Consider the following 10,640-nt stretch of genomic DNA (forward strand, 5'->3'; position numbering starts at 1 on the left):
CGGCGTGTCCGCTGGGAGTGCCGCTGTCCGGCAAGGTGGGGCCGGTCTGCCCGGCTGGTGGTCCGGTTTGTCCGGCCGGTGGTGGGCCGGCCTGGCCGACAGGTGGTGGTCCGGCGTGTCCGCTGGGAGTGCCGCCGTCCGGCAACGTGGGGCCGGTCTGCCCGGCTGTTGGTCCGGTTTGTCCGGCCGGCGGTGCGCCGGTGGGCCCGGCAGGAGTGCGTCCCGTCGGCGATGGGCTGGTGGGCCCGCTCGTAGGTGGGTTGGTGGGCTCGGCCGGCGGTTGGGTCATGGACCCGGTCGGTGGTGTGGCACCGGATGCGGTGGGCGGTTGGTCCGCCAGCGCGTCGTCACCGGTGTCAGGCCGTCGCCAGTAGTCGTCCGGGGTGCTGCCACCGCTGGGGGTCGTCACGCCGTCCGACGCTACCAACGCCGCCGGCGGCCCGGTCGTTTCTGGCCGGCGTGCCACGGTTGTCGGTCTGGCGGGTTCTGGGGGAGTCCCTCGATCGGCGGCATGGTTGTTTCTGGTCGGCAGGGCTCGGCAGTCTGGTTGTTTGTGGTCGGCGTGGCTTCGGTCCGCGGCCCGGTCCGCCGGCATGAGCTGCGCTAGTCTTGCCGCTCGTGAGCACCGAGGACCCCGGCACGCACGGCGCACGCGGAGACGACGACCGCGCCGTCGACCTGAGCGAAGACTTCGTGGTGCTGCCCGAGCAGACCTCAGACGACACCGACCGTGGTTGGGGCGAGCGGTCGGGCGACAACGACGACTGGCTGCTCGCCGAACGCCCCCCGCACTGGGACTGACCCCGACGGCTCGGCCGGACCCTCATGAGGTCGGTCCGGCCGTTCCGGTGCTGTCGGGAGGGGATGCCCCGCCGGAGGCGGCCGAGCGGTCCTCGTCGACCCGCCGGGGTGGCTCGTCTGCCGCGGATGGTGCGGTGGAGGGCAGTTGCCGGGGCGGGTCGTCGGCCACGGATGGTGCGTCAGCGGGCACGACTGTCGGCGGGCATCCGGCCGGGGTCTGTAGGACTGCGGCGGCCAGGCCGAGCAGCGCCGCGACCAGACCGGCTCGGAGCAGGGTGCGCCAGCGGGGCAGGGCGAGCTGGCGCAGCGGGCGCAACGCCCGCGCGGAATTCGGATCGACCATCGCCTCTGCCGCCTCCCGTCCCCGAGCGCCGCAGCGGCACCCATGGACGGCAGGCTAGGCAGTTACCGTCCACCTCGGCCGACCCACGGCCGACGCCTGTGGACAACCGCCCGGCCTGTGGAAAACGCCCGTCCGCCGGGTCGATTTGCTATGGCACCACCCTTGATCGACTCGCCATCAAGAAAATCGGCCTATCGAGGCGACCTGGATGGGCCGACTTCCTGAAAACCGAGTCGATCAAGGCCCGACCCCGGGGACTTGGAGGCCGACCCGTGGGGTTGGGAGCCCGACCCGAGGGCTTGGAGGCCGGCCGGTGGGCTCGGGAACCCGACCCGAGGGCTTGGAGGCCTGACCGGTGGGCTCGGGAGCCCGACCTGCGGGCATGGAGGCCTGACCGGTGGGCTCGGGAGCCCGACCTGCGGGCATGGAGGCCTGACCGGTGGGGTCGGAAGCCCCGACCCGTGGGATTGGGGCCTGACCGGTGGCGTCGGAAGCCCGACCCGTGGGATTGGGGGCCTGACGCGTGGGGGCGGAGGCCCGACCCGGGGTGGGGTCGGGCCTTCGGCGATCAGGATGCGGAGCTTGCCGCCGCCGTCTTGCCGCCGCCCGATCCACCCGAGGACGACCCCGAAGAGGACGACGAGCCCGAGGACGACCCGGACGTCGACGGCGAGCCCGAAGACGACGAGGACGACCCGGACGAGGACGAGGAGGACGAGCTGTCACCGGAGGACGACTCGGACTTGGCCGGCTTACTGGCCGTGCCGCCGGCCGTCGTCTCGGAGCCGGACGCCCGCGAGTCGGTGCGGTAGAAGCCCGAACCCTTGAAGACGATGCCTACCGAGTTGAAGACCTTGCGCAGCCGCCCCTCACACGCCGGGCACTCGGTCAGCGGCTCGTCAGAGAAGGACTGCACCGCCTCGAGCTGGTGACCGCACGTGGTGCAGGCGTACTGGTACGTGGGCACGTTCTCCTCCGGATCTGGGCTCAGCCAGTTGGCACTCGACGTATTCGAGTGCCAATGGTGCGTCATTCGCCCCGGGTTCGTCCAGCGGACGTGTGGGGCGCGACACCGTGCGCCGCACCCGGGCCGCCGTCAAGCGTACGCACCCCGTCGGCGGGGGTGACGACCGCGCGCACCCGACGGTCATGTGGCTCCACCGGCAGCGCCTCGACGAGTTCACCGTCGTGCAGGGGCACCACCGTCAGGGCTGCCTCGGGCACCCGGGCGAGTGCCCGGTCGTACGAGCCGCCGCCGCGCCCGAGCCGCCGACCGTGGTGGTCGACGGCGAGAGCCGGTACGACCACCAGCTCCGCCTCCGCCACGGCGGTCACCCCGAGACGGGCGCCTGTCGGTTCACGGATACCCCGACCCGCCGCGATCAAGGCAGCCGGCCCGGTATAGGCCGCCCAGTCCAGATCCAGGTCGGCGAGGAGCACCGGCAGCAGCAACTCCGCGTCCGCCGGCAGCGCCTCCCGCAGCACCTCGGGCAGGTCGGCGCCGCCCGGTTCGGCGCCGACCGGCACGTACGCCGTCATCCGATGCGGGCGCAGCCGGCGTACCAGAGCGACCAGCTCGGCCTGCACGCGCCCGGCGGCGGCCGCCCTCGTCGCGGCGGGCAGCGACCGGCGGCGGGCGAGCAGCTCGACGCGGCTGTTCCGCTTCGCCACCCGGGTCACTTCCGCTTCATCAGAAAATTCCGGCACGCAACACTCCTGACGCAACGCCTCTCCCACGGTTGCACTGTGTCAGCATCGCAAGCAACGGAGGCGGAACTTCCGGGGGGACCGAGTGACGCTACGCGGGCGGTTGACGGCAGCCTTCCTCGTGGTGGTGCTCGGGCCGGTCCTGCTCGGCGCGCTCTTCGTCGCCTCCACCGTCGCGGCGGTCGACCGCAGCCGCTCCACCGAGCGCCTGGCGGTGGCGGCGTCCACGGTGCGGACCTCGGTCGACGCGCTCTGCCAGCAGCTCCGGGCCACCGCCGACGCGGTGGCGCTCACCGCCGAGCCGGCTGTGGCCGCCGCGCAACTGGTCGGCCGGGGCCTGGCCGCCGCAGTGTTGATCACCGACGTGTCCGGCCGGGTCACCTACGTCTCGCCCGGTGCGCCGTCGACCCCGTGGCGGGACTGCGCCGGCTCGACCGAAGGCCCGAACGGAGGCGCGACCGAGGGCCCGAACGGAGGCGCGACCGAGGGCCCGAACGGAGGCGCGACCGAGGGCCCGAACGGGGGCTCCGGCACAGTTTCGACCGACGGTTCGGCCGGCCCGGTCCGTGCGCTGGCCGCCCAGGTCGACCTGCACGACCGCGCCGGCGCCCGGCTGGGCACGGTGACCGCCGCGCAACGTGTCGACCCGGCCTTCGTGGCGCGGCTGGCCGCGGTGACCGGGGTGGCGGTCACCCTGCTCGACAGTGGGGCGCGCGCCGCTCGGGTCACCCACACGACCGAATCCGGTGACGTACGCGACGCGGTGCTGGCCGCCGCCGTCACCGTCCGGGGCGAGCAGGTCACCGAGACCAACGACGGCCGCTACGTGCGCCGGCTCGGACCCTCCGACGCGCAGCCGCTGCCACTGGTGCTCTCCGTGCCCGGTGAACGGCCACCAGGGCTGAACGCCACGCTGCTCGGGGTGGTCGTGCTGGCCGGGCTGCTCGCCGTGCTGACCGCCTGGCGACTGGCCCGGGTGACCACCCGGCCGCTCGCCGAGTTGGCCGGTGCGGTCGACCGGGTGGCCCAGGGCGACCTGACCGCCCGGGTGCCGGTCCGCAGCCGCGACGAGCTGGGGCGGTTGGCCGCCGCGTTCAACCGGATGACCCGGGAGACCGGCTCCTACGTCGCGGCGCTGACCAGCAACCGGGATCAGCTGCGCGGGCATCTCGCGGTGCTCGGCGACACCCTGGCCAGCACGCACGACCTGCAACGCATCCTGCGGGTGATCCTGCGGAGCGCCATCGGGGCCACCGGCGCGCGGGCCGGTGCCGTGCTGCTGGTGGAGACCGGCGGGGTACTCGTCGCGCAGTGCACCGAGGGGTTGGACGGGCGCTGGCCGGACGAGGAGACCGATGGGCCGCAGACGCTGCGGGTGCCGGTCGGTGCCGGCATCGTCGGTGCGGTCGCCGCCACCGGCGAACCGCAGCGGGGGAGGGCGGAGCCGACCGAGGCACCGACGGGTGAGCCACGCTGCCGCACGTACGTCGCGGTTCCGTTCGCTGCCCCGGGCGGCGGTGCCCCGGCCACCCCCGGTGGCCCCTCGGCGGCGGCCGATGAGGCTGGCGCGGCGACCGCGCTCGGGGTGCTGGCCCTCTACGACCGGCTGGGCGCCGACGAGTTCGACGACGACGACCTGGCCACCCTGCGCACCTTCGCCGGTCACGCGGCGGTGGCGGTGGACAACGTCCGGGTGCACGAGGAGGCGCAGCGGCTTTCCCTCACCGACCCGCTCACCGGGCTGTGGAACTACCGCTACCTGCGTGAGTCGATCCGGCGGGAGGTGGAACGGGCCAGCCGCTTCGGGCGGATGCTCAGCGTCCTCGCGTTGGACCTGGACCGGTTCAAGGACGTCAACGACACGTACGGGCACGCTGCGGGGGACACCGTGCTGGCCGAGTTCGCCCGACGGGTGCGCGGGGAGATTCGCGAGGTCGACCTGGCATTCCGCCAGGGTGGTGAGGAGTTCGTGCTGCTGCTGCCGGAGACCGACGCGCGGGGCGCGGCGATAGTGGCCGAACGGCTCGGTGCGGCGGTGCGGGACACGCCCATCGCCGTCGAGGCGTACGCCGGGCCGGTCCTGGTGACCGTGTCGGTGGGCATCGCCGTCTTCCCGGACAACGGCAGCACCGGGCGGGAGGTGCTGGAGGCCGCCGACGACGCGCTCTACGCGGCCAAGGCGGCGGGCCGCGACACGTACCGGGTCGCCGAGGTGCGCTCGGATCTGCCGACCCGGGAGATCCCGGTTCTCGCGGGTGCAGTGAGCCCACCCGACGGACTGCCGCGCGCCGGCCAGCCGGTGCAGGCCACCCGGGAGCCGGGCGGGTCCGCCCGGTCCGACCCGACGTTGGGCGTACCGGAATCGGTGGTGGGCCCGGCGCACGCCCGACCTGATGCGGCCGACGACACGCCGGACAGCGCCCCGGGTGGGGCGCGGGCCGGCCCGGACGCGACGCGGCCGGGGTCGGGTGGCGGCGCGTCTTCTGGGCCACACCCGCCGCGGCAGAGCCGTGGCCGATAGTCTCGCGGCATGTCGGAGCACTCAGCGAATCCCTCGTCGACGGTCGCCGCAACCGGCCGTCCCCTGGCGGTCAAGGCCGTCATCCCGGCCGCCGGACTGGCCACCCGGTTCCTGCCGGCCACCAAGGCGGTGCCCAAGGAACTGCTTCCGGTGGTGGACCGGCCGGTGTTGCAGTACATCGTCGAGGAGGCCACGCAGGCCGGCATCAACGACGTGTTGCTGATCACCGGCCGGGGTAAGACGTCGATGGTGGACCACTTCGACCGTCGTCCGGACCTGGAGGCCAGGCTGGAGGAGAAGGGCGACTCCGAGCGGCTGGCGGCCGTGCGTCGGCCCAGCGAGCTGGCCGAGATCTACACGGTGCGGCAGCCCGAGCAGCTCGGGCTCGGCCACGCCGTCGGGTACGCCGAGTCGCACGTCGGTGACCAGCCCTTCGCGGTGCTGCTCGGCGACGAGTTCGTGAAGCCGTCGGAGCCGCTGCTGCCGGCGATGATCGAGTTGCAGGCCCGCACCGGCGGTGTGGTGCTCGCCTTCTTCGAGGTCGACCCGGCCGAGACCAAGCGGTACGGGATCGCCTCCGTCGAGCCGGCAGAGTCGGAGCTCACCGACATCGGTGAGGTCGTCAAGGTGACCGGGATGGTGGAGAAGCCACAGCCGGAGGACGCCCCGAGCAACCTCGCGGTACTCGGCCGCTACGTGTTGCCGGGCACGATCTTCGACGCGATCCGGCGGACCAAGCCGGGCAGCGGCGGCGAGATCCAGCTGACCGACGCGATGGAGCTGCTGCGCAGCGAGGGCACCCCGGTGCACGCGATCGTCTACCGGGGCACCCGCTACGACACCGGCATGCCGCTGGGCTACCTCCAGACGGTGGTGCAGATCGCCGCCGAGCGCGACGACCTGGGCACCGAGTTCCGGTCCTGGCTGGCCGACTTCGTCAAGGCCGACGCGGCAGGCGGATCTGGTACATGACCGCGACGGCCGACGCCGAGGCGGCCGCGAACGAGTTGACGCCGCTCGCCGACTACCTGGGCAGCGTGCTGCGCAGGTTGCGCGCGCTGCCACCACTCGACCTCGACCTCACCCAGGCGCACGGCAACGTCCTCGCCGAGGACGTCGTCGCGCCGCACGCCTTCCCTGCCTTCGACCAGGCGGCGGTGGACGGCTACGCCGCGCGCTGGGAGGACATTTCCGGAGGGGGTCGGGGGCCGAGCTACGTCCCGGCCCCCTCCGGCACGCCCGGTGGTCGCACCATCCGGCTCAACGTGGTCGGCGATCTCGGCGCGGCGAGCTGGCGACCGGTCCGGCTCACCCCCGGCTCGTGCTTCTCGGTGGCCGCCGGGGCGCCACTGCCGGTCGCCGCGGACGTCGTGGTCCCGGTGGAGTGGACCGACCAGGGCATGGCCGCGGTGGAGATCTTCCGCACCCCCAAACGGGGGTACGGGGTACGCCGCGCCGGTGAGGAACTGCCCGCCGGCACCCTGCTCGCCCGGGCCGGCACCTACGTGTCCCCGGCCCTGGTCGCGGTCTTCGCGGCGACCGGCATCGGACACGTGGTGGTCCGGCCCAGCCCACGGGTGGTCATCGTGGCCACCGGTGACGAACTCGTCGACGTGGGCCGGGGCAGCCAGCCCGGTCAGGTGGTGGACGCGAACTCGCACGCGCTGACCGCCGCGGCGGCCGAGGTGGGCGCACTGGCGTACCGGGTGGGGATCTGCGACGACGACCCGGAGGGGCTGCGCGGGCTGCTGGAGGACCAGACGCTGCGCGCCGACCTGATCATCACCACCGGGGGCACCGGCACCGGCCCCGGGGACATGGTGCGCCGGATCCTGTCCCGCCGCGAGGGCGGCCGGGCCGGGCCGGTCACCTTCACCGACGTGGCGCTCTACCCCGGCACCGCGCTCGGGTTCGGCACTGTCGGCGCCGAGGAGGTGCCGGTGGTCTGCCTGCCCGGTGACCCCGGTGCCGCGCTGATCGGCTTCGAGGTGCTGGCCCGTCCCGCCATCCAACTGCTCGCCGGGGCCGAGCCGGTGTTCCGGCCCAGCGTGCGGGCGCACCTGCTGGAGACCGTGTCGTCGCCGGCGGGGCTGCGCGAGTTCCGGCCGGCGCACGTCGCCGAGCGACGCGGTGGCGGGTACACGGTCCAGCCGCTCAGCGGCGGCCCGTTCACCCTCTCCGGGTTGGCCGAGGCGAACGGGCTGCTGGTGCTCGGCGAGCGGGTCACCACGGCCGCGGCCGGCTCCACGGTGGACGTCCTGCTACTGGACCGCCGCCGGTGAGGTCTCCCGGCGGGTCCGTCGACCCGGTGGTCACCGGGCGCGCGACCGTCGGGCCGTAGCGGTGGGTGTGCGCGGCCCGGCGGGGCCACTTGCGCGGGACACGGTCCCGCGCGGGAGACTGTGCGGGTGAGTCTCTTCGGACCCGCGCGGTCGCCGGGCTGGCCGGTGGAGTTGGCCGACGGCCCGGTGCTGCTGCGGCCCTACCGGCGCTCCGACGCGGCCGCGTGGTCGGAGGTACGGCGCGCCAACCGGGCCTGGTTGGCGCCCTGGGAGTCCTCGCTGCCCGGCAGTTGGGACGAGATGAACTCGCCGGCCGCGTTCCGTTGGGTGCACCGTGACCAGCGGCGTTCGGCCCGCGAGGGTGAGGGCATGCCGTTCGCGGTCTGCCTGCGCGAGGGCGACCGGGATCGGCTGGTCGGGCACATCAACGTGGGCAGCATCGTGCGGCGGGCACTCTGCTCCGGCTACGTCGGCTACTGGGTGGACGCGCGGGTGGCCGGACGGGGGGTGATCCCGACGGCGCTCGCGCTCGCCGTGGACCACGCGTTCGGCCCGGGTGGGCTGCACCGGGTGGAGGTCAACATCCGTCCGGAGAACAAACCGTCCCGGCGGGTGGTGGAGAAGTTGGGCTTCCGCGAGGAGTCGTACCACGTGCGCTACATGCACATCGACGGCGCGTGGCGGGACCACATCGGGTACGCGATGACGAGTGAGGAGATCGCCGCCGAAGGTGGCCTGCTGGCCCGCTGGCACCGGGTACGCGCCAACGCGGGGTAGGAGGATTTCGCCACATCCTCCCACTCGTCCCACGGACGGGATCGGCGCGGCGCGGTGGCATCCCGGTCGGCGCGCCGTAACCTCAAGTAACTGCAAGCTGCGGCAAGCGCTCCCCGGCCGGACGATCCACGCGCCCACGCGTGATTGGTGGAAGATCCTGCGGTCGGATGACGGTTGCTTCGAATTCGGTGACGGGAGGGGTGAGGGTGCCGACCTCGGTGCTCCTCGCCGTCCTCGCCGCCGCCGGTCTGCTCGCCCTGGCCCCGGCGCTGGTTCGCCGGTACGACGCCACCGAGCGGCTGGTGGCGGAGCGGGCGCAGTCGACGGCGCGGGTGCTCCAGCGCCGCCGACGGCGCCGCACTGTGCCGGGACGGCGACCCGTCCACCCGCCGCGCTCACTGGTCGTCACCCTCAGCGAGGATGCGACTACCGGCACGTTGGGTGCGCCGGTCTCCGCGCCGCCGGCCGCCCGTCGCTCCGGGCGGCTGCGGTCCGTACCGCCCGCGCCGAAGCGATCCCGACGCCGGCCACCGCCGCGCCGACAGCACACCCCCGCCGTGTACCGGCGTCGCCGGGTGCTCGCCGCCCTGTTGCTCCTCAACGTCGTCGAGCTGATCGGCGTGCTGTTCGTCAGCCCCGGCTTCTGGGTCGGCTTCGGGGTCACCTTCCTGCTTCTGGCCCTGTACGTCGTCCACCTGCGGGGTCAGGCCCTCGCCGGGCGTCGCCGCCGCCGGGCCCGCGCCCGGGAGGCCGCGTGGCTGGCCGCCCGGCAGGCCGAGGTGCGCCGGGAGCAGGCCCGCCGGGCAGCGGCCCGCCGGGAGGCGCAACGCCGCCTGGCAGCCCAGCGCGAGGGCGTACGCCGAGCGGCCATGGGCCTGGACCGGCAGGGCGACCTGCCGGCGGCGGTCAACGGCGGGTCGGTCTCGTACCGGCGGTCGGGCGGTCTCCGCGGCCGCCCCTACGAGGCCGGCCGAGGCGCCTGACCCCCGGGCTGGCCTCCCCGGCCCAGTCGGTCTCCGGCCTGGGCTGGTCTCCGGCCTGGGTTGGTCTCCGGCCTGGGTCGGTCCCCAGCCCTTGCCTGCCCGGTGCCGGCTGGCTTGATCGACTCGGGTTCTTGAAAGTCGCGGTGTCGTGGCGTCCGGGATGCCCCGGTTTTCAGGAAGCCGAGTCGATCTTCGGGTCTGCGGGAGCGCCACGCAGGGGGCGGATTCGCGGTGGGGGCCGGCAACCTGTTAGCCTTGCTGCCGGCCCGCCCGGTGTAAGCCGGGTGGGACCGAAGCCGGTTCGCCGGTGGGGGGCTGTGGCGCAGACTGGTAGCGCACCTCGTTCGCATCGAGGGGGTCAGGGGTTCAAATCCCCTCAGCTCCACCCCAGGTCAAAGGCCGTTTCCGCGAGTCGGAGACGGCCTTTTCCGATCTTTCGGGTGGCGGGGCGACGCCGTCAGGGGCGCATGGACACGTCGCGCGGCCACCCGCGGAGATGCGCGAACTGGCGAAGGTAGCGCTCGCATCTTTCGGCGAAGTCCCCCGGCTCCGGCGGCAGTCGAGTCGCGGTGACCACCTGACGCGGGTCGGAGTGGCCCGGCCGCAGCAGCCGGATCTGGTCGTCGGTGAACTGTCCGCCGGTGAGGTCGGCGACGGCAAGGGCCATGGCCAGCGCTACGACGACACTCACGCACGTGCGGTACGGGCTGAAGACGGCTTCCGGACCACCGTCGGTCTCCGGTTCGTGGTCGATCACCAGGAGCCAGACACTGTCCTCGAAGCCCGCGACATCGACCTCAAGGTGGATCGCACCGGGCATGCCGTCGGGCGTGCGATCGATGCGGTCGCCGATGGTGGTGGCCCGCAGTTCCGCCGCCCCGAGGCGGCGTCCGGAATCGACGCGGCGTCCCTGTTCGTACCGTCGGTCGGTGACGATGATCAGCTCGGGCGTCGTGGTCATGCCGAGCAGTTCGGCCAGGGTGGCTCGCGCGGCGGTCACCACCTCGGCGAGGGAGATGGGCCGGGCCACTGTTGCCTCAAGGTCGACTGACACGCGCGCCTCCAGTCTGGCCGGCTAGGTCGGTGCCCGGTCCAGGGCCTGTTTCATAAGGACTGGCCGGCCTGCGGCGAGCCCGGACGACGACCGGCGGCGTTGCGGTTTCGTCCGGATACGACACCGGTATCCGGACGAAACCGCGCCTTGCCGGATCGCCGCCCGGACTCCG

Annotated in this window: 10 protein-coding genes, 1 tRNA gene and 1 pseudogene; 8 read left to right on the forward strand and 4 right to left on the reverse strand. The window is 73.7% G+C overall.

The features are described from left to right. Positions 1 to 618: 618 nt before the first annotated feature. Positions 619 to 801, forward strand: a complete 183-nt coding sequence (locus AB0C03_RS31645) for a hypothetical protein (RefSeq protein WP_030329161.1) — start codon at positions 619 to 621, stop codon at positions 799 to 801. A gap of 22 nt (positions 802 to 823) precedes the next feature. On the opposite strand, the gene AB0C03_RS31650 is transcribed toward AB0C03_RS31645, so the two are convergent. Further along, positions 824 to 1,144 (reverse strand): hypothetical protein, encoded by a 321-nt coding sequence (locus AB0C03_RS31650; RefSeq protein ID WP_357640913.1) that lies wholly within the window; start codon positions 1,142 to 1,144, stop codon positions 824 to 826. A gap of 596 nt (positions 1,145 to 1,740) precedes the next feature. On the opposite strand from AB0C03_RS31650, the gene AB0C03_RS31655 reads away from it, so the two are divergent. Beyond that, positions 1,741 to 1,956 (forward strand): hypothetical protein, encoded by a 216-nt coding sequence (locus AB0C03_RS31655; protein ID WP_245233555.1) that lies wholly within the window; start codon positions 1,741 to 1,743, stop codon positions 1,954 to 1,956. 14 nt (positions 1,957 to 1,970) lie between these two features. On the opposite strand, the pseudogene AB0C03_RS31660 reads toward AB0C03_RS31655, so the two are convergent. Both AB0C03_RS31660 and AB0C03_RS31665 read right to left on the reverse strand, forming a co-directional pair. Next, positions 1,971 to 2,177 (reverse strand): annotated as a pseudogene (locus AB0C03_RS31660) (FmdB family zinc ribbon protein); the annotation flags it as partial. After that, on the reverse strand, positions 2,174 to 2,851 hold the full coding sequence (locus AB0C03_RS31665) for a 5-formyltetrahydrofolate cyclo-ligase (protein ID WP_210866606.1): 678 nt from the start codon (positions 2,849 to 2,851) through the stop codon (positions 2,174 to 2,176). The gene AB0C03_RS31665 and the pseudogene AB0C03_RS31660, both read right to left, overlap by 4 nt. Before the next feature lie 85 nt (positions 2,852 to 2,936). Here AB0C03_RS31665 and AB0C03_RS31670 point away from each other — a divergent pair, with 85 nt between their 5' ends. The 6 genes from AB0C03_RS31670 (at position 2,937) to AB0C03_RS31695 (ending at position 9,799) form a co-directional block, all read left to right on the forward strand. Beyond that, positions 2,937 to 5,372 (forward strand): diguanylate cyclase, encoded by a 2,436-nt coding sequence (locus tag AB0C03_RS31670; protein WP_036410859.1) that lies wholly within the window; start codon positions 2,937 to 2,939, stop codon positions 5,370 to 5,372. 9 nt (positions 5,373 to 5,381) lie between these two features. Beyond that, entirely contained in the window at positions 5,382 to 6,344 is a 963-nt protein-coding gene (locus tag AB0C03_RS31675) for a UTP--glucose-1-phosphate uridylyltransferase (protein WP_357640917.1), read from the forward strand. Next, positions 6,341 to 7,654, forward strand: a complete 1,314-nt coding sequence (locus AB0C03_RS31680) for a molybdopterin molybdotransferase MoeA (RefSeq protein WP_030329151.1) — start codon at positions 6,341 to 6,343, stop codon at positions 7,652 to 7,654. Before AB0C03_RS31675 ends, AB0C03_RS31680 begins: the two co-directional genes overlap by 4 nt. 126 nt (positions 7,655 to 7,780) lie before the next feature. Continuing rightward, a complete protein-coding gene (locus AB0C03_RS31685) occupies positions 7,781 to 8,431 on the forward strand; it encodes a GNAT family N-acetyltransferase (RefSeq protein ID WP_030329148.1) in 651 nt (216 codons plus the stop codon). Between the two features lie 206 nt (positions 8,432 to 8,637). Further along, entirely contained in the window at positions 8,638 to 9,414 is a 777-nt protein-coding gene (gene sepX, locus AB0C03_RS31690) for a divisome protein SepX/GlpR (RefSeq protein ID WP_036410858.1), read from the forward strand. 311 nt (positions 9,415 to 9,725) lie between these two features. Next, positions 9,726 to 9,799: transfer RNA gene (locus AB0C03_RS31695), tRNA-Ala, on the forward strand. A gap of 72 nt (positions 9,800 to 9,871) precedes the next feature. Here the strand turns inward: AB0C03_RS31695 and AB0C03_RS31700 are convergent. Next, positions 9,872 to 10,468 carry a hypothetical protein gene (locus tag AB0C03_RS31700; protein WP_156057339.1) on the reverse strand — a complete coding sequence of 199 codons (597 nt, stop codon included), beginning with the start codon at positions 10,466 to 10,468 and terminating at the stop codon, positions 9,872 to 9,874. Between the last annotated feature and the right edge of the window lie 172 nt (positions 10,469 to 10,640).

It is taken from the genome of Micromonospora parva (assembly GCF_040649675.1).
Classification (GTDB): Bacteria; Actinomycetota; Actinomycetes; order Mycobacteriales; family Micromonosporaceae; genus Micromonospora; species Micromonospora parva.

Coding starts and splice junctions, on each gene's coding strand:
- AB0C03_RS31675 (WP_357640917.1), top strand. CDS start 5,382: ATGTCGGAGCACTCAGCGAATCCCTCGTCGACGGTCGCCGCAACCGGC.
- AB0C03_RS31650 (WP_357640913.1), bottom strand. CDS start 1,144: ATGGTCGATCCGAATTCCGCGCGGGCGTTGCGCCCGCTGCGCCAGCTC.
- AB0C03_RS31680 (WP_030329151.1), top strand. CDS start 6,341: ATGACCGCGACGGCCGACGCCGAGGCGGCCGCGAACGAGTTGACGCCG.